An 18,220-nucleotide genomic window follows, 5' to 3' on the forward strand; every position below is an offset into this window, starting at 1 on the left:
CTTACGCGCGTAGCCCGGCCATTGACATCAGCAGCCTGAGCACAGAGCTGACGAGAAACAGGGCCAGCACGCTGGCAAACCACAGGCCAACAAACCACATGATTTTCGGTGCGATACGTTTAAATGACATCAGTGATACCCCGCACCATGCTGAATTTTCCCGCGAAACACATAGTAGCTCCAGAAGGTATAACCCAGGATCACCGGAATAATCAGCAGTGCGCCAACCAGCATAAAGCCCTGGCTTTGCGGCGGCGCGGCGGCCTGCCACAGCGTGATATCCGGTGGAATAATATGCGGCCAGATGCTGATGCCCAGCCCGCTAAAGCCGAGGAAAACCAGCCCCAGCGTCAAAACGAACGGCAAAATATGGTATTGCACGTTGCTCAGCGTATGCCATAACCAGACGCTGAAGAGGATCACCAGCAGCGGAACCGGGACAAAGAACCAGATATTTGGCCGACTGAACCAGCGTTCGGCGATCGCCGCATGGGAAAGCGGCGTCCACAGGCTGATCGCGGCCATCGCCACCAGCAGCGCCAGCAACAGCGTTCTGGCGACAACACGCATTTTCTGTTGCAGGTTTCCTTCACTTTTCATCACCAACCAACTGGCGCCCAGCAGGGCATAAGTGATAACCAGCCCAATACCGCAGAACAGGTTAAAGGGTGTCAGCCAGTCGAGCGAACCGCCGCTGAAGGTACGGCCAGTGACGGCAAAACCGTTGATCACCGCGCCGACCACCATGCCCTGCATAAAGGTCGCCAGCAGCGATCCGGCGAGAAAGGACTTATCCCAGAATGGTTTGTGATTCGGCGTGGCTTTAAAACGAAACTCAAACGCCACACCGCGAAAAATAAGACCGATCAACATTAATGTCAGCGGGATGGCCAGCGCATCCGCGATCACCGCATAAGCGAGAGGAAACGCGCCGAAAAGCCCGGCTCCGCCGAGCACCAACCAGGTTTCGTTGCCATCCCATACCGGCGCGACGCTGTTCACCATAATGTCTCGTTCGCCGCCATCCTGAATTGCCGGGAAGAGAATACCGATGCCCAGATCGAAGCCGTCCATCACGATATACATCAATGTGGCAAAGACGATAATGACAAACCAGATAAGCGATAAATCGATGCCCATTATTTTTTCTCCTCCGCCTGCAAACGTTCACCCGCCGCGGAGAGCGGGCGCGTCGGTCTGCCGTCTGTTGCGTGTTCATCCCAGGGCTGCGGCCCTCTCTTAATCAACCGCACCATATAGCTGTAACCGACGCCGAAGACCGAGGTGTACACCACGATAAAGGCCAGCAGACTCAGGCTCATCTGTAAGGTGCTGTGCAAGGAAACCGCATCTGCCGTGCGCAGCAGCCCGTAGACAACCCAGGGTTGTCGCCCGACTTCGGTGGTCACCCAACCGGCAAGAATGGCAATCAACCCCACCGGGCCCATCCACAGTGCGAAGTACAGGAAGGGACGCGATTCATACAGCCGGTGGCGAAAACGCAACCACAAAGCGGCAACACCGAGCGCAATCATCAATAGCCCCATACCTACCATCAGACGGAATGACCAAAAGACAATGGTGGAGTTGGGCCGATCCGCTTTCGGAAAATCTTTCAGCGCTGGCACTTGTTCGTGCAGCGAGTGGGTGAGGATCAGACTACCAAGCGAAGGGATTTCCACTGCGTATCGGGTGCGTTCTTGTTCCATATCCGGCAAGCCAAACAGCAACAACGGCGTGGCTTCGCCGGGCGGATTTTCCCAGTGCCCTTCAATGGCGGCGATCTTCGCTGGCTGATGTTTCAGGGTGTTCAGGCCATGCATATCGCCAATAAACGCCTGGAGCGGCGCGACGGCCAGCGCCATCCACATCGCCATTGACAACATTTTGCGGATTGCGGGTGTGTCATTGCGGTGCAGCAAGTGCCAGGCGGCGGAAGCGCCGACGAAGAGGGCGGTGCTGAGGAAAGCGGCAATGGTCATATGCAGTAAACGGTATGGGAACGAAGGGTTAAAAATGACCGCAAACCAGTCGACAGGGATCACCTGACCATTTTCAATGGCGAACCCTTGCGGCGTATGCATCCAGCTATTGGAGGCAAGGATCCAGAAAGTGGACATCAGCGTGCCCAGCGCCACCATGCAGGTAGCGAAAAAGTGCAGACCCGGCCCCACCTTATTCCAGCCAAACAACATCACGCCGAGAAAACCCGCCTCAAGGAAGAAAGCGGTCAGCACCTCGTAGGTGAGTAATGGCCCGGTAATACTGCCAGCAAACTGGGAGAAGCCGCTCCAGTTCGTACCGAACTGATAAGCCATCACCAGCCCGGAAACCACACCCATGCCGAAGTTGACGGCAAAGATCTTCAGCCAGAAGTGATACATCGCGCGCCAGTCGGGATTTTTGGTTTTCAGCCATAACCCTTCAAGCACCACCAGATAGCTGGCAAGCCCGATAGTGATGGCGGGAAAAATAATGTGAAACGAGACCGTAAAGGCGAACTGAAGCCTTGCCAGATGGAATGCATCGAACTCAAACATGCCCGGTTACCCCACAAAAAAACACCCCTAAACTAAGAGCCTATCCCATTAGGCTATTTTATTTGCCATTTTGGTCCTGGGCAGTGCTCACACAAAATGTTATAGCATTTTGAACGCCGCTTGCGGCGGCCCTTTAGGGCGAGCGAAGCGAGTAATCCTCACGTACTGAGTGTACGCTCCGGTTGTTGCGCGCTGTCCGTGCCCAAACTGGCTGCAACAATATACGCCTACTGGGATAGGCTCTAAGGGGTGAATACGACAGGTTATCAGTAAGTATTATTTCTCTTGCGGTTCTCCGCTACCCAGTTCAGCACCGGTCAGCGGATCAACACGGGGATCGGATTGCGTACGTTCCGCCATCGCTTTCACCAGCGCGCGCTGTTTATCGTTGAGTTGTACCGTGGCGAGGCCATCGCCGCCATCCACGGCAGGCTGCGGATCGGCCACGTAGTCGAAGTTTTCGTCGCTGTTCCAGCTTCCGCGCGGATCGTCGCCCTCGGACATGTTGTAGTACACATTGCTGTACTGTTCGATGGGCGGCAATTTACCTGGCGGAAAGTTATTACGAATGGAATAGAGCGCTTTCTCGAAGGAGAGTTGATGCGCCGCTTCTCGCGTCATCAGAAAACCCAGCGCATCTTTAACGCCCGGATCGTCCGTGACATTAATCAGCCGTTCGTAAATAATTTTCGCGCGTGCTTCTGCCGCAATATTGGAGCGCATATCCGCCGTGACTTCGCCAATGGTATCAATATAAGCCGCCGTCCACGGCACGCCGCCGGAATTCGTCAGGGCCGGGCCGCCGCCATATAACAGTGAAGTAATGTGGCTGTCATTGCCATTGGCGGTTAATGAGCGATAAAGTTCCGCTTCATTTTCTGTACCTTCGGCCAGTTCGCCTTTTGCGCCTTTATTCAGCATGCCGACCAGAGTTCCGATAATTTCCAGATGGCTTAATTCTTCGGTGGCAATATCCATCAACATCTCTTTGCGGCCACTGTCGTCATCGCCCAGGCCCTGGGTGAAATAACGGCAGGCTGCCGCCAGCTCGCCTTGCGGGCCGCCGAACTGTTCCAGTAATAGGTTCGCCAGCCCTGGGTTTGGCTCGCTGACGCGTACGGTGTACTGTAGTTGTTTTACGTGTCGAAACATAAATTCTCCTGATGCTTTAGTTTATTTTTTAGCTTCTACACCGGCAGCGGCATCACGAAGTAAAAATTGTTCGGTAACGTCGGGTAAATGATTAAACGCCCATTCAGCCATCGCTTTCTCTTCGGCAAGAATTTGTTTGAAAATATCGATGCTGGCAATATCATCGACTTTTTCTGCCGCAGAAATTAACGACGTATAACAGGCAATTTCAAATTGCTCGAATACGTAACTGCTGATTGAGCCTTTGACAACTTCATCAGAAGAAAACATGCCTCCAACGGCCTGGCCCATAGCACTCATTTTACTGGTGGCATCTTTCATTAATGATCGATTAATATTGTTGCGGTCGAGAACCTCTTCCAGAAGTTTAATTTGCCCTTGCGTTTCCGTTAAGTGTTGTTCAATTCTTGCACGCAGATCGGGATAATTATCGATGCGGCTACTCATTGCATTGAGCATCGATTCCGCTTGTTTTTCCATGGCGTGCGCGTCGCGTAACCAGTCATGATAATTTTCTTGCGGCGTCATAGTACATTCCTCTATTTTGGGGCTGTATTATTGACCCTGAAGAATAATATTATCAGGGATGACATTTGCTGGTTTACTGGCGGTTATTAGCCTTCGGCTTTCTGGTTAATACTTGAAGTCGCTATTTTGGTAAGTAATGTATCGGTGGTTTTTTCTTCTTCTAACGTTTCGGCAAGTAATTGCTGCGCCTTTTTCAGACCTAACTGACTGGCGAGGGTACAAAGCGTACCGTAGGAGGCAATTTCGTAATGTTCGACTTTTTGCGCGGCCGCAATCAGTCCGGCATCGCGTACGCTGCCTTTCTCCGTGGCTTCAATGGCTTCATTGGCTTCATCAATCAATCCTTCCATCGCGTGACATTTCATGCGCTTAAGTTTGATATTGGGCTCGGCTTCTACTAACTGGTCAAGTCGCTCAATCTGCCCCTGGGTTTCTTCATAGTGCTTTTTGAAAGCCTCAGACAGCTCGCTGCTTGAAGATTCTCGCGCCAGTTTGGAGAGCGCGCGGGTCAGTTGCTTCTCTGCGCTGTAAATATCAGAGAGAGAATGAATAAATAGATCTGTCAGGGAATTAATCTGCATAGAGAATTACCTTTCATGCAAGAGAAAATAATGGCGAGCCATGTAGGCTCGCCGTAAAGTGCTAATTACTAAGATGCTTGAAGCGAGGTGGTAATGAATCATTCACCTGATTTGCGGCCACCGCCATGGCTATTTTGGCCGCCTTTTTTTCCGGCTTCAGATGCACGCTGCGGATCATTTTTGAAATTACCGCCGCTGTGTTGACCACCTTTACGACCTGCTTCGGATGCTTTTTCACGATCTTCTGCGAAATTACCAGAACCGCCACGATGTTCAGTCATGTTATTTCTCCAGTTTCGTTGTTTAAAATAAACGACATGTTTTGCATCTCAATGTCGTCGGTGCTCGTGATTAAAGTTAGTTGCTATCGAAAATTAGTCAAACCGAAGCGGTAAAAATTGATGTGATGAAAAATTAGTCACTTGGTATATATTCTAAAGCCGTTGTGTAAGTTATATATCTTTGCAGATAAAGAGCTTATGGTCATTTTTATAGATATTGAATAATAACTATGGTTACTAAATGGCTAAAATGACGGAGAAATAGCCGAAATAGTGACTTTTGTTTACTCGTTTGCATTGCCCTGAAAAGGATTTACATAAATTTTGTTAATTGTTTTAAGACAAATCTTAGAGGAAAGAGAGGCATAGCTGTGATGTGTCGTGCACCTAACATCTTTTTTATGCAGAAAGGAAGAGTCGAAACGTTAGCAGCAATAAAAAGACCTTCAGGAACAGGAAATCCGGACCGATCCTGAAGGCATGCAAATGCATATTCGCTACCGGAATTAGTCTGCTAACAATTAAGAAAAACGCTCTCAGAATAGTCCTGGTTAAGATGCGTTAGCACTGAATGTTACTGTTTCTCAGTATGGGTAATCACCCAGGGTGTTGTTTAATATATTAATTTTAAACGAATTTAATTGATTTTTGTTGTCTGGTATTTCTGATAAAAGTATTTCCGCCAGGGATGAACGCCATTTTATTGTGCAGATAAATTAATAATTCGCGTAAATGCAACCTTCGTTCACACTTAATACCTCCGATGACAAAAGGAGGAATTTATGCAAACCGAACATAAAACCTGTAGCGATGCCTGTTACCAATGCGCCATTGCCTGCGAGCATTGCGCGGCGAGTTGTCTGAATGAAGAGGATATGGCAATGATGCGCAACTGCATCAAGCTGGATCTTCAGTGCGCGGCGCTCTGTCGGCTGGTGGGGCAGTTTATGGCGCTGGAGAATGAATATCTGCAACCGCTGTGCCGGGTATGTGTGGATATTTGTAAATCCTGCGCTGAAGAGTGTAGCAGGCACCAGCATGAACACTGCCAGCAGTGCGCGCAGGCGTGTCGAACCTGCGCGCAAGCCTGCCTGCAACTGGCCGCCTGATGCGGTAATAAGCGCGGTGGCGCTGACCCGGTATTCCTATTCCGGCGCAGCGTCGCTGCCTTGCTGTGACGGCCATTTCCAGTTCTGCACTTCCGGCAGATCTTCACCGTATTCGCGGACGTAACGATGGTGGGCTGCGATTTTCTCCTGCAACAGATCAAGGATCTCGTCCGCTTTACCTTGCAGCGACGGCACGCGTAATATCGCTTCCTGCGCCAGATGAAAGCGATCCAGTTCGTTCAGTACCGTCATATCAAACGGCGTGGTTGTAGTGCCTTCCTCCATAAAACCGCGTACGTGAAAGTTGCGGTGGTTGTTGCGCAGGTAGGTCAAACGGTGGATCAAACTGGGGTAGCCGTGGAAGGCGAAAACGACCGGCTTATCGGCGGTGAAAAGGGCGTCAAACGCCTCTTCGCTCAGGCCGTGCGGGTGTTGATCGCTGGTCTGTAAAGCCATTAAATCAACCACGTTCACTACCTGAATACGTAACGCTGGCAGGAATTCACGCAGCAGATCGACCGCCGCGAGTGTCTCCATGGTGGGTACGTCACCGGCACAGGCCATCACCACATCCGGCGTTTCACCTTCCTCAACCGTGCCAGCCCAGTACCAAATCCCCATTCCGTCCGCACAGTGCTTAGCTGCGCCATCAAGCGTTAGCCATTGTGGCTCAGGCTGTTTCCCGGCGACGATCACATTGATGCGATCCCAGGTTTTCAGGCAGTGATCCGCCACGCAAAGCAGCGTGTTGGCATCTGGCGGCAGATAAATGCGCACAATATCGGCTTTCTTGTTGGCAACGTGATCGATAAAGCCAGGATCCTGATGGCTATAGCCGTTGTGATCCTGGCGCCAGACATGGGACGAGAGCAGGTAATTCAGCGAGGAGATGGGCGCCCGCCACGGCAATTTTCGGGACACTTTCAGCCACTTGGCATGCTGGTTAAACATCGAATCGACAATATGAATAAAAGCTTCATAGCAATTAAACAGGCCGTGCCGCCCGGTGAGCAGATACCCTTCCAGCCAGCCCTGACATTGATGTTCGCTGAGAATCTCCATCACCCGACCATCGGGCGCGAGCTGTTCATCCCACGGTTTTTGCGCCGCCTGCCACGTGCGGCTGGTCACATCAAACACTTTACTCAGACGATTAGATGCCGTTTCATCGGGGCCAAAAAGGCGGAAGTTATCTGCATTTTCCCGGAAAATGCCTGCCAGATATGCGCCAAGTGCCGCAGTGGATTCCGCCTGGGATTCACCGGGAGATGTCACCTCCACGGCGTAAGGTTGCAGTGCCGGTGTTATCAGTTCGCGGCGTAAACGGCCGCCGTTCGCCCATGGCGAAGCGCCCATGCGTTTATCACCGTTGGGTGCCAGCGCGCGCAATTCCGCCTTTAACTGACCGTTTTCATCAAAGAGATCCTCCGGCTGGTAGCTTTGCATCCAATGTTGCAGGATCTGGCGATGTTCGTCGTTTTCCCGGCATGAAGAAACCGGCACCTGGTGTGCGCGCCAGAAATCTTCCACCTTTTTGCCGTCCACCGTTTGCGGGCCAGTCCAGCCTTTGGGGCTGCGTAACAAAATGATCGGTCAACGCGGTAAACGCTCTGCTGTCTGATGGTTGCGCGCCTGCTGCTGAAAATTCGCAATGTGGTCAAGGGCGTTATCCAGCGCCTGTGCCATATCGCGATGCATTTGTTCCGGCTCATGGCCGCTAACCAGCAGGGGTTCATACCCGTAGCCGCGAAACAGTTGAAACAGATCGTCATCGCTGGCGCGCCCAAGGATGGTCGGGTTAGCAATCTTGTAACCATTAAGATGCAAAATCGGTAGTACTGCGCCGTCGCGCACGGCATTGAGGAATTTAATCCCATGCCAGCTTGAGGCCAGCGGGCCGGTTTCCGCTTCACCATCGCCAATCACGCAGGCGGCAATCAGCGACGGGTTATCAAATACTGCGCCGAACGCATGTGCCAGCGAGTAACCCAGTTCGCCGCCTTCATTAATGGAACCGGGCGTTTCCGGCGCGGCGTGGCTGGGGATCCCGCCGGGAAAAGAGAACTGACGGAACAATTTTTTCATCCCCTGAGCATCCTGGCTCACCTGCGGATAAATGTCGCTGTAGGAGCCTTCAAGCCAGGTATTCGCCACCATGCCTGGACCGCCATGCCCTGGGCCGCAGATATAGATCATATCGAGATCGCGCTGGCGTATAACGCGGTTGAGATGGGCATAAATAAAGTTAAGACCCGGCGTGGTCCCCCAATGTCCCAGCAGGCGCGGCTTGATGTGCTCCGGCTTGAGGGGTTCGCGCAGTAAAGGGTTATCCATCAGGTAAATTTGTCCAACGGAGAGGTAATTAGCGGCCCGCCAGTAGCGATCGATCAATTTAATGTCATGGTCAGAAAGGGAAGATGCCGTCATGTGTTCTCCTTTTGTGTTGTTGCGGTGAGGTCAGAAGAGGTAACTCCTGTCAACGTTGATTCTCCTTAAGCCTGGCATAGATGTTAAGGAGAGGCGTCGGGACGCGGTTTCTGGCCTATGTTGTAAGCTTGATAAATGTTCATCTGGTGGAGAAGGTCAATGGCGAAAACAGTGATGCAGGAATATCTGGTTCTGGGCGGCGAGCACCATGGCGAAGTCTGGCGCGGCGTTTACCCGGCGCTCTGGTTAACGCTGCCGGATAACGATAAACGCGGCTGGCAGTTTCATATGCGCGACAGCGGAGAGAAAGTCGAGTTACGCCCGGATGCGCAACTTTTTATTACCGAATGGAAATCACCGCAAGGTTCGATTTGGCTATTGATTGCCGAAGAAAATTTAACCGAATTTGATGTTGCTGATGAAATTGCCCGTATCTTTCCGCCGCTGCGCCCTCTGGATGGGCCGTCCGAAGATTTCGCCTGAATCTGATACCGAAAGCGAGCCAGCCTGCCAGGCTTCTGGATGGTGTTCTTCATCTCTGGAGATCGAAACGGCAAGGGGCGGAATAATGAAACACGATGAGACGTTGCCCGGCGTGTCTGAAAGCGCCCGGGCGCTGAATTTCGAAGCCGGGTTTCGGCGGCCCTGGCAGCGATAACTTGCAGAAAGAGAGTGCGGAACGCGCTCCTTAAGCGCAGCGTTTCGCTGCCACGACTCCAGCATTAAGGCTATTCAGCACACCACATCGTGTGTATCGTCTTTCGGGGTAGTCGGATCATTAACAGCCACCTTCACTTTGGGTTTTGACAGCAAAATTTTGATCAGATCCTGAAAGTTGACCGGCTTATAGAAGTAGTAACCTTGCAGGAAAGTGATGTTATTTTGATTCAGGTAATCAAGTTGTTCTTTCGTTTCGACGCCTTCAGCGACGATGCTTAAAGAGAGTTTGCGTGCCAGATCCAGTACGCAATCTAAAATCCGCGTCGAGTCCTGTTCGGCATTCACTCTGGCAACGAAACTCTGGTCGATTTTAATGTAATCGATATGCAGATCCTGCAAGTAAGACAGCCCTGAGTAGCCAGTGCCGAAATCGTCCAGGGCAATAACAAACCCATTTTCATGCAGGGTATTTAGCCGCTGTACAAGATCTTCATCCACGTCTAAGGGCTCACGTTCGGTGACTTCAATCACCAGATTGAGCGCAGGATGGTTGAAACTGTGTTTGAATTTCAGACACTCCGCGACAAAATCGGGTGAAGCAATATGGGCTGCGCTGACGTTAATACCGATGTGAAAACCTTCTGGTAACCTGTGGGCAATGACATTCATATGGGTCACCACCTGCCTCATCAGGCTTTGCGTTAGCGGTATGATCAGATCTGATTTTTCGGCTAAAGGGATAAATAATGCGGGCGGGATATAACCGGATCGCGGGTGTTTCCAGCGCGCCAGTACCTCGACGCCGCACAGGGTTCCTTCTCTGCCATTCACCACAGGCTGGTAAAAAGGCACGATCTCGCCGTTGGTGATGGCCCGGCGCAGCGTCTCTGCCGGCGTGGCATTTTTATTCAGGTATTTAACCAGTGCGAAGGCCGTTGCGCAGGAGATGAACAGGATGAAAATCAGGATGCCAGGCCCCTGCGAGACGAGCCGGAGCAGGCTAAATAGCGGCGGTTGAGTGTAAATGATGCTGAAGGGATACGTTTTCGAATCGACCTGTCCGGAAGGGAGAGTGTTTATGTTAAGCGCTGTGATATCCCCCGACAGGCCAATCACATTATTCCCGACGCGCAATCTGTAGATAATGCCCTCTAACGGCGCATTCAGCGCCTCGCGAATATGCTGATCGCTGATGGTGACCAGCACGCGGCTTGCGGCAAATCGCGTCTGATAGACCATAAAAGGCTGTTCATTTGCTGCGTCCTCTGCTGGCGCGAGAAACAGACGCGAAGCCGACATTTTGGGAATCCGCGCCAGCAGCCCGCGATTCCCCGGTAGCGATGAGCACCAGATCTCCCCATCTTTAACAATCAGGATTGTGCGCAGGTGGGGTTGCAGGGCGGCCTCAGTACCGAGCTGAAATTGTCCTTCCGTATCGCATCCTTTAACCGCAATGCCAACGGCGAGACGGGTGGCATGGGAAGCCTCATCAAGAATGTTGTTGATGCTGTTTACCGCGTAACGGGCTCCCTCCAGGCGGTCTGTCCGGGCGGAGTACCAGAGTTGCAAATTAAGAATAAAAACGCCGGTAATAAAAAGAAGCACTGCCGCGATGAGAGGAATAAGGGCATTGCGCATCGTTTGTCCTGGGCGAATTGGTTGATTTCTCGTATCAAAATGTAAGTACAAAAAGCACGGTTGAGAGAAGCTGAAATCGCCAGCGCACGGTGTGTATCGTTATGGCTGAAATGGCGTTGCTGTACATTATTACGTTAGTGCGAACGCCAGCCGCCCGTTTACGTCTCTTTTTTTTTGCTGACAGCACGACAACGTCGACAATGCATTTTGACTGTGAATAATAGTCTTAACAATTAATATCGGCACATGAAAAATTGCCCGCCAGATCCTGCGTAAATGATAGGATAGAATTAATGGTAACGCAGATAAGATAATTTCTGAAACATTATAAACGAGCATGATAGCTATTATCATTTCGGGAGTGAGCGTTCATGGAAATGAAAACCAGCAGATGCTGGGTTTCATTCATTTCTTCTTAATCTGGCGTTAAGACTGGCATAATAAACTATCAATACGATTTTTTTTCATATCGGCAATGCCAGGCAGATTCATTCACTGATAAAAGGCAAACATAAGCATGCATCTGGAACTACACAGCATCGGAAGAGTCGGGTGGCTCCGGGCAGCAGTGCTGGGAGCCAATGATGGTATCGTGTCGACGGCCAGCCTTGTTCTCGGGGTTGCGTCTGCGGGAAGTTCTTCCTCCGGGGTGTTGCTGGCGGGTGTTGCCGGGCTGGTCGCAGGCGCTATGTCTATGGCGACCGGAGAATATGTCTCCGTCTCATCGCAAGCCGATACAGAAAAGGCTGCGATTGCCCAGGAGAAAAGGGAGCTGGCGACGGATTATGATGGAGAGGTACAGGAACTGGCTTCACTGTATATGCAACGGGGGCTGGCGCCTTCGCTTGCCCGCGAGGTCGCGGTACAGTTGATGGCAAAGGACGCGCTCGATGCTCATGCCCGTGAAGAACTGGGCCTGACGGAGACAAATTCAGCACAGCCGCTACAGGCCGCGATTTTTTCAGCCATCAGCTTTTCTGCCGGTGCGGTGTTGCCGGTTCTGGTGGCGTGGTTAACTCCGGCACCGCTAGTTTTGCTGTTCATCATCCTTTCCACACTTTTTTCACTGGCGCTGCTCGGCTATATCTCCTCGGTCGCAGGCAAAGCGCCACCGGTGAAAGCCATTATTAGAATCACCTTCTGGAGCGCCATGGCGATGGCTTTGTCGATGGGGGCGGGTTCGCTCGCCGGACAGGCGCTGGCTTAAATAATCGTTTTATTCTCAGGATAGAAAACTCAGGACAGAAAAATGAAGAAATACTCAGGTGGGCAGATAGCATTACACTGGCTGGTTTTATTGCTGATCGTTGTCACGTACGCCGCGATGGAATTCAAGGGCATTTTCCCCAAAGATTCTGTCGGTCGTTACTGGATGGCAATAACACATTACACTTGTGGTGTCAGTGTGTTTATTCTGATGCTGATCAGAATGGTATTTAGATTTATTTTCCCGGAACCACCGGTTGTTCCCGCTCTGCCACAATGGCAAAAACTCAGCGCCACTGTTGTGCATTTTATTTTATATGCACTGTTTATTTTTCTTCCACTTTTGGGAGTGGTGTCGCTCTATTATGGCCAGAAAGAGTGGAGTTTTCTGTTTATTAACATGCCGGTTGCGGCGGAAAAAAATAGCGTACTGCAACATAGCCTGAAAGAGGTTCATGAATTACTGGCTAATGCAGGCTATTTTCTCATCGGCTTGCATGCTGCGGCGGCGCTGCTGCACCACTATATACTGCGGGATAATACATTACTGAGAATGATGCCAGGCAAACGCCAGGATTAAGCAGGTTTTCCCGGAACGAGAAAAGAAGCGACACTCTGTCGCTTCTTACTCATCACCGGCCAGCGCGTGGTGCCGAAAAAGTTGCCTGAAGGTGGAGTACTGCTCAGACCTTGAGCATTTTTACCGTCGCATCAATATCAATTTCATCTTCCGAGAAAATAGAGGTCGTTCCCTGGAAGGTGGTGATCGCCAGTTTTTTCACTGAGCGCATTTCACCCGGCCTGGCGGCGGTTTTCGGCCTGATATTTCCCATCAGTAGACCCACAGACAACACGGCATTTTCTTTATCAATGCGGCTATCAGCAGGGATTTCTTCGCTGTACACCAGATACGTTTTTATCGAAGCAAGCTTGAAACGTTCGCCTGCGATATAGATGTATTTGCTGTCAGGGATGACTTTCACCGCGTACGCCGATAACCCCTTGTTATTGGTGGTGGGTTCAAAAGTCACTGCGGCATCTTTTTTAATTAGCTCAGGGTTAGCGACTTTAATCACATGAAAATAACGGTTATCGCCGTTTTCATCTTTGATAAAGCCAAAACCTTTATCTTTAAACCATGTTGTGATCGTTCCGTTCATCGCTGTACCGCCTGGTTAATCGTTTATCTACTCAGTTTTTTGCAGCGCGCAGTGTAAAGCACAATGCCTGCTATTGTATAGCTAACTACACTACACTCGGAATGTCATAGTTTGAACAAAATCATACCATACGGTTATCTACGCGTCTCTCATCATGCTTTCGGTCGCTGGTTTATGTCAGCTACTGGCAGGCACTGCTGCGATCGGATGGGCCGTTTTGGGTACGGATGTTTTTCGGGTTAAGCACTTACCCAATAAGCTCGTGAATAATTATACCGTGCCAGTACTGATTATCGGGCTTGCCATCGCAGCAAGTGCAGCCAGTTCCTCAAGTGATGAAGTGAGAGCACAAAAACTTGGTTTTAAAGACGGTAAAGAGTTTTCCCACGCCCGTGAAAATAACATTACCAATACTGCCGATTACGCAAAATACCTGGCGGAGCAGAAAGCTAAAGCTAAAGCTGAAGCAAAAGCCGCTCAGGATGCAGCTCTTGCCGCAGCGAAGGAACAAAAGGCAAAAGAGGAAGAGATTGAATGTATGCGTGGTAATAATCCTGAACGCTATATATTGAAACATGAACGAGAGGATTATGTCTGTGAAAAAGCTGTCGAAGATTCTACAAAATACGATTTTAAATGGACTGATGGAGTTGCTGAGGCAAATCTGCTGTAATACTTGGTATGAGCAAAGCTCCTGTAAAATTTTCTACGTGGGTGATTGAAGGCGGGGCTTTCAGCCCGCAGTCTTAAAATGACAGAAACTGCTGCGAAGCACATGCAGAACCCCGGTCGCTATGTCCCTTTACAAATTCAGGAAAAAGCTATCCGTTATGGCAGACGAATGCCTGATCCAAAGAAAAAACCAGAGCTTTTTCGCTATGAGACTGAAATATATAGACTTGTTGAGAACAAACAGGCTAAAGGAACATATTATTATAAAAAGTATACTCTCGAAGTCCTTGTTCGTGAGAAAGACTGGACAATCAGTCATTTCCAGTATTTTTAGAGGTAATTATGATTGATATTGAAGTTGGGATACTGAAATTTCAACTGTCACCTTATGAAAGAGAATATGCCGAAGATGACCTATCAGACGACTCGATAAAGACGTTTGTTGAATATAAGTTGCCAGTATTAACGACACAGTACAGCACTGCATTTACGGTTCCTGAACTTATTGATTTAAAGAAAGAACTTCAATCTTTCTATGGAGGTCTGATTAAACAGGAACCTCGCCCTGATATTTTTTTTGACAGTTTAGAACGTCATTTTAGTTTACAGTTCAGGCAAGTTGGTCATCATGATACTGCAGAAGTAAATATTATGATGAAACCAGAAGATAATGCAGACAGCATCAAAGTCACCGACACATTTTATCTTGACCAGAGCTACTTTCCGGCGTTGCTGTCCGGCCTTGACGAGATGATTAACTGGCAAAACTGACAGGTGAAGAACTGGCCATTCTCCAGAGGGCCGCGACATATGGTGGTCGGCTGACGCCGGGTACTGAACGGGCACCGCGACTGATGCTGCACGCCAGCGAGTTGCATTTTGTTCATCCCATCAGCAACAGGCGGATCACCGCCCGTAATGACAGCCCATTCTGAAACGTTAATTACCACATCAAATCATCGGGCACTTTGAAGTCTGCATACGGATCGTCTTCATTCTGTGCTTCCTGAGTTAGTGTGCTGTGCAGCACAATACTGTTTGCATCGCGCTGGGCAATTTTATCGGCAACAGCCGCCGGGATGATGGCGTACTGGCTATCACCGCTGTTGTCGGACACCAGACGAGCAATGGCGAGACGGCCATTCATTAGCTGCGCCTGAGTCAGTTTATTGACCTCAATTTTTTTAATCACACTATTGTCGGTGAAGTTAAAGCCAATATCGCCTTTCGCTATTGTGATGCGGTTCATCTCAATAAGCTGCTTGATCTGCGCTTTATACTCTTTCGATAATGCAGCCTGCTTTTGTTGTTCACTGAGCTGCTTATCACGCTCAAGTTGCGCTTTCTTATTTTCTTCTACCGCTTCTCTGGCCTCACGCGCCTGAACGCGGGACTTTTTCGCCGTTCTCTGGACTTTGGCCATTTTCTTGCTGGTGACTAATCCAGCTTTTAACATCTGCTCTTGCAAGGTAAGTTTTGTCATCGTCGCCGTTAAACCCGTTGGTGTGTTAGCGGGATTATAACAGGCAAATAGGGGAAGTCAGTCAAACAACCTGCGTCGTAGGATCCCACTATCAATCGAAGCAACATGGGTCTTGCCGCAAAAAGCCATCGACAAATCGAATTCATTACGAATGATATTTAGCGCCATTGTGACACCTTCTTCACCCATTGCCCCTAATCCATACAGCATACTGCGCCCGATATAGGTTCCCTTAGCCCCCAGCGCAATTGCCTTCAGCACATCCTGTCCGGAACGTATCCCGCCGTCGAAATGGACTTCAATATCATTGCCCACTGCGGCGGCAATCTCTGGCAATAATGCACTCGATGACGACACCCCATCTAGCTGACGGCCGCCGTGATTAGAGACAATGAGCGCATCCGCTCCTGCTGCCACTGCCTGGCGCGCATCCTCCACGTCCATAATGCCCTTCACGATCAGCTTGCCGCCCCAGCGCAGTTTAATCCACTCAATATCCTGCCAGGAGAGACGCGGATCGAACTGCTGCGCAGTCCACTCCACCATCGCATCAATGTTATTTACGCCACTGGCGTGACCGATAATATTGCCAAAGTTACGGTTGTGTGTGGCGAGCATTTTGCGACACCAGCGTGGTTTGCTGGCAATATTAAGCAGATTGCGCAGCGTCATCTTAGGTGGGGTCGAGAGGCCATTTTTGATGTCTTTATGGCGCTGTCCAAACACCTGAAGATCCATGGTGACGACCAGCGCGCCGCAGTTGGCGGCTTTCGCGCGATCGATAAGATTCGCGACAAACTGGCGATCGCGCATGACGTAGAGCTGGAACCAGAATGGGTGATAATCGGTGGCCTGTGCCACGGTTTCAATGGAACAAATGCTCATGGTCGAAAGCGTAAAGGGGATGCCAAACGTTTTCGCTGCACGCGCCGCAAGAATTTCACCGTCGGGATGGATCATGCCGGTTAACCCCGTGGGGGCAATGGCCACGGGCATTGTAACGGCTTGTCCGAGCATTACGCTGGCCGTGCTGCGGGCGGCAATATCGACTGCCACTCGCTGACGAAACTCAAGCCGACGTAAATCAGCTTCATTGGCTCGATAGCTATATTCGCTCCAGGAGCCGGCATCCACATAGTCATAAAACATTTTTGGCACCCGCTTACGCGCCAGTTGCCGTAGATCTTCAATGCAGGTGATGATCATGTTGGTTATCCAATACTATGTGGCTAAATAACGATGATTTAGAGCCTGGCCCATTAGGCTATTTTATTTGCCATTTTGGCCCAGGGCAGTGCTCACACAAAATGTTATGGCATTTTGAACGCCGCTTGCGGCGGCCCTTTAGGGCGAGCGAAGCGAGTCATCCTCACGTACTGCGTGTACGCTCCGGTTGTTGCGCGCTGTCTGTGCCCAAACTGGCTGCAACAATATACGCCTACTGGGCCAGGCTCTTAGCCACCGGTGACGATCAGAATACGTAGACTGGAAATTATGATTTAACGTAGTCGGTATAAGCATTCTGCAAAACAATATGATCGGCAATGTATTTAGCGTCGTGCCATACGCCATAAATAAACGATGATGCACGGTTTACTAAATTGGGCAGGCCGAGAAAATAAATACCGCGTTCGGCGGAAATGCCGCGTTTATGGAATGGCAGACCTTTTTCGTCAAAGGCATCCACTTGCAGCCAATTGAAATCAAATTTAAAACCCGTCGCCCAGATAATTGTGGTAATTCCCGCAGCGGCAATATCTAATTGCGCCAGCGGATTGCGCAGACATTCCGGATCCGGCAGGAGTTCCCAGGCTTGCGGCTCCGGCGGCAGGTTCAGCCCGTTGCGTTCGATCCAGGCATCTGCATCACGCAGCACATCAAAGTAGGCGTTATCGCCCGCCGCGATATTCTCGGCCAGACCTTCGGCAAAGCTCAGGACACCGTTATTCCAGCCTTTGGTGATCCCCACAAGCGTAATACCCATATGCGCCAGGCGACGGAAATCCACGGTTTTACCGCCTTCATAGCCGCTTACCGCAAAGGCAACGTGCTCTTTCTTCGGCTTTATTTTCACTTCATCCCACAGACCAAGCGCGCCGAGCCACCAGCAGTAATCACGGTCGCGGTAGGAGCGCGGCGGGCGATAATGTTCGCCGACTGACAGATAAACATCCCGGCCTGAGTTACGCAGCTCTTCGGCAATTTGCGTACCGGAAGCGCCTGCACCGACCACCAGCACGCCGCCTGCGGGCAGTTGCTGCGGATTTTTATAGACGGAAGAGTGAATCTGGTGCACTCCTGCGCTTTCTGGCACGATCTGCGGGAATGAGGGTTTCTGAAACGGGCCAGTGGCGGCCACCACATTGTTGGCTTCAAATTCACCGGCAGAGGTCACCACTTTGAATCCGCTGCGTCCTGCCAGGCGCACAACCTGATGTACATCAACGCCGGTGCGAACCGGGGCGTTAATCATCCTGGCATAGTCTTCAAAATATTGCGCCATGCGCTCTTTAGGCGGAAAAGCTTCCTGGGAAATATTGTCGAATTTCAGCGACGGGAAGCGATCATGCCACGCTGGGCCATTCGCCACCAGCGAATCCCAACGTTCCGAGCGCCAACGTTCAGCGATACGGCTGCGCTCCAGTACGACATGGGGCACACCCATTAATGCCAGATGTTCGCTCATGGCAATACCAGCCTGACCTGCACCGACGATTACGGTATTAATTTTTTCTACTGACATGTTGCATCCCTAAATATAGGCGACCCTCGATAGTTTTATC

Annotated in this window: 19 protein-coding genes and 2 pseudogenes; 8 read left to right on the forward strand and 13 right to left on the reverse strand. The window is 50.6% G+C overall.

Annotated features, from left to right (window positions below; genetic code table 11):
- Position 1: 1 nt before the first annotated feature.
- From GA0061070_RS04505 to GA0061070_RS04535, 7 genes are all read right to left on the reverse strand, one after another.
- Entirely contained in the window at positions 2-130 is a 129-nt protein-coding gene (locus GA0061070_RS04505; RefSeq protein WP_082934097.1) for a DUF2474 family protein, read from the reverse strand.
- Positions 130-1,140, reverse strand: a complete 1,011-nt coding sequence (gene cydB, locus GA0061070_RS04510; RefSeq protein WP_090134040.1) for a cytochrome d ubiquinol oxidase subunit II — start codon at positions 1,138-1,140, stop codon at positions 130-132. The genes GA0061070_RS04505 and cydB overlap by 1 nt, the downstream gene beginning before the upstream one ends.
- Entirely contained in the window at positions 1,140-2,540 is a 1,401-nt protein-coding gene (locus tag GA0061070_RS04515; RefSeq protein WP_090134042.1) for a cytochrome ubiquinol oxidase subunit I, read from the reverse strand. The genes cydB and GA0061070_RS04515 overlap by 1 nt, the downstream gene beginning before the upstream one ends.
- A 276-nt stretch (positions 2,541-2,816) precedes the next feature.
- Positions 2,817-3,692 carry a manganese catalase family protein gene (locus GA0061070_RS04520; RefSeq protein ID WP_090134044.1) on the reverse strand — a complete coding sequence of 292 codons (876 nt, stop codon included), beginning with the start codon at positions 3,690-3,692 and terminating at the stop codon, positions 2,817-2,819.
- 21 nt (positions 3,693-3,713) lie between these two features.
- A complete protein-coding gene (locus GA0061070_RS04525) occupies positions 3,714-4,220 on the reverse strand; it encodes a ferritin-like domain-containing protein (RefSeq protein ID WP_090134046.1) in 507 nt (168 codons plus the stop codon).
- Between the two features lie 86 nt (positions 4,221-4,306).
- The gene (locus tag GA0061070_RS04530; protein ID WP_090134048.1) at positions 4,307-4,801 is read right to left on the reverse strand and encodes a YciE/YciF ferroxidase family protein; all 495 of its coding nucleotides are present in this window, start codon (positions 4,799-4,801) and stop codon (positions 4,307-4,309) included.
- 98 nt (positions 4,802-4,899) lie between these two features.
- Complete coding sequence (locus tag GA0061070_RS04535; protein ID WP_090125319.1) at positions 4,900-5,082, reverse strand: con-10 family general stress protein; 183 nt, start codon at positions 5,080-5,082, stop codon at positions 4,900-4,902.
- Positions 5,083-5,864: 782 nt separating this feature from the next.
- On the opposite strand from GA0061070_RS04535, the gene GA0061070_RS04540 reads away from it, so the two are divergent.
- Positions 5,865-6,191: a four-helix bundle copper-binding protein gene (locus GA0061070_RS04540; RefSeq protein ID WP_090134051.1), complete on the forward strand. Its 327-nt coding sequence runs from the start codon at positions 5,865-5,867 to the stop codon at positions 6,189-6,191.
- A gap of 36 nt (positions 6,192-6,227) precedes the next feature.
- Here GA0061070_RS04540 and GA0061070_RS04545 read toward each other — a convergent pair.
- Positions 6,228-8,618 (reverse strand): annotated as a pseudogene (locus tag GA0061070_RS04545) (phosphoketolase family protein).
- Between the two features lie 159 nt (positions 8,619-8,777).
- Here GA0061070_RS04545 and GA0061070_RS04550 point away from each other — a divergent pair.
- Entirely contained in the window at positions 8,778-9,101 is a 324-nt protein-coding gene (locus GA0061070_RS04550; RefSeq protein WP_090134053.1) for a hypothetical protein, read from the forward strand.
- 249 nt (positions 9,102-9,350) lie between these two features.
- Here GA0061070_RS04550 and GA0061070_RS04555 read toward each other — a convergent pair whose 3' ends face one another.
- Positions 9,351-10,916: an EAL domain-containing protein gene (locus GA0061070_RS04555; RefSeq protein WP_090134054.1), complete on the reverse strand. Its 1,566-nt coding sequence runs from the start codon at positions 10,914-10,916 to the stop codon at positions 9,351-9,353.
- Between the two features lie 517 nt (positions 10,917-11,433).
- On the opposite strand from GA0061070_RS04555, the gene GA0061070_RS04560 reads away from it, so the two are divergent.
- Positions 11,434-12,123 carry a VIT1/CCC1 transporter family protein gene (locus tag GA0061070_RS04560; RefSeq protein ID WP_090134056.1) on the forward strand — a complete coding sequence of 230 codons (690 nt, stop codon included), beginning with the start codon at positions 11,434-11,436 and terminating at the stop codon, positions 12,121-12,123.
- Positions 12,124-12,165: 42 nt separating this feature from the next.
- Complete coding sequence (gene cybB / locus GA0061070_RS04565; protein ID WP_090134058.1) at positions 12,166-12,702, forward strand: cytochrome b561; 537 nt, start codon at positions 12,166-12,168, stop codon at positions 12,700-12,702.
- A gap of 103 nt (positions 12,703-12,805) precedes the next feature.
- Here cybB and GA0061070_RS04570 read toward each other — a convergent pair whose 3' ends face one another.
- The gene (locus tag GA0061070_RS04570) at positions 12,806-13,282 is read right to left on the reverse strand and encodes a cold-shock protein (RefSeq protein WP_090134060.1); all 477 of its coding nucleotides are present in this window, start codon (positions 13,280-13,282) and stop codon (positions 12,806-12,808) included.
- A gap of 154 nt (positions 13,283-13,436) precedes the next feature.
- Between GA0061070_RS04570 and GA0061070_RS04575 the strand changes: the two genes are divergently transcribed.
- The 4 genes and pseudogenes from GA0061070_RS04575 to GA0061070_RS04590 form a co-directional block, all read left to right on the forward strand.
- Positions 13,437-13,955: a hypothetical protein gene (locus GA0061070_RS04575; protein ID WP_244153036.1), complete on the forward strand. Its 519-nt coding sequence runs from the start codon at positions 13,437-13,439 to the stop codon at positions 13,953-13,955.
- A 78-nt stretch (positions 13,956-14,033) separates the two neighbouring features.
- Positions 14,034-14,288 (forward strand): hypothetical protein, encoded by a 255-nt coding sequence (locus tag GA0061070_RS04580; protein WP_090134061.1) that lies wholly within the window; start codon positions 14,034-14,036, stop codon positions 14,286-14,288.
- An 8-nt stretch (positions 14,289-14,296) separates the two neighbouring features.
- The gene (locus GA0061070_RS04585) at positions 14,297-14,725 is read left to right on the forward strand and encodes a WapI family immunity protein (protein WP_090134063.1); all 429 of its coding nucleotides are present in this window, start codon (positions 14,297-14,299) and stop codon (positions 14,723-14,725) included.
- Between the two features lie 38 nt (positions 14,726-14,763).
- Positions 14,764-14,889 (forward strand): annotated as a pseudogene (locus tag GA0061070_RS04590) (RluA family pseudouridine synthase); the annotation flags it as partial.
- A gap of 8 nt (positions 14,890-14,897) precedes the next feature.
- On the opposite strand, the gene GA0061070_RS04595 reads toward GA0061070_RS04590, so the two are convergent.
- The 3 genes from GA0061070_RS04595 to GA0061070_RS04610 form a co-directional block, all read right to left on the reverse strand.
- Positions 14,898-15,437 carry a DUF2058 domain-containing protein gene (locus GA0061070_RS04595; protein ID WP_090134064.1) on the reverse strand — a complete coding sequence of 180 codons (540 nt, stop codon included), beginning with the start codon at positions 15,435-15,437 and terminating at the stop codon, positions 14,898-14,900.
- A gap of 57 nt (positions 15,438-15,494) precedes the next feature.
- Positions 15,495-16,643 carry an alpha-hydroxy acid oxidase gene (locus GA0061070_RS04600; RefSeq protein WP_090134066.1) on the reverse strand — a complete coding sequence of 383 codons (1,149 nt, stop codon included), beginning with the start codon at positions 16,641-16,643 and terminating at the stop codon, positions 15,495-15,497.
- 286 nt (positions 16,644-16,929) lie between these two features.
- The gene (locus tag GA0061070_RS04610) at positions 16,930-18,180 is read right to left on the reverse strand and encodes a flavin-containing monooxygenase (RefSeq protein WP_090134068.1); all 1,251 of its coding nucleotides are present in this window, start codon (positions 18,178-18,180) and stop codon (positions 16,930-16,932) included.
- Positions 18,181-18,220: the final 40 nt, after the last annotated feature.

This window comes from Kosakonia oryziphila (assembly GCF_900094795.1).
GTDB lineage: Bacteria > Pseudomonadota > Gammaproteobacteria > Enterobacterales > Enterobacteriaceae > Kosakonia > Kosakonia oryziphila.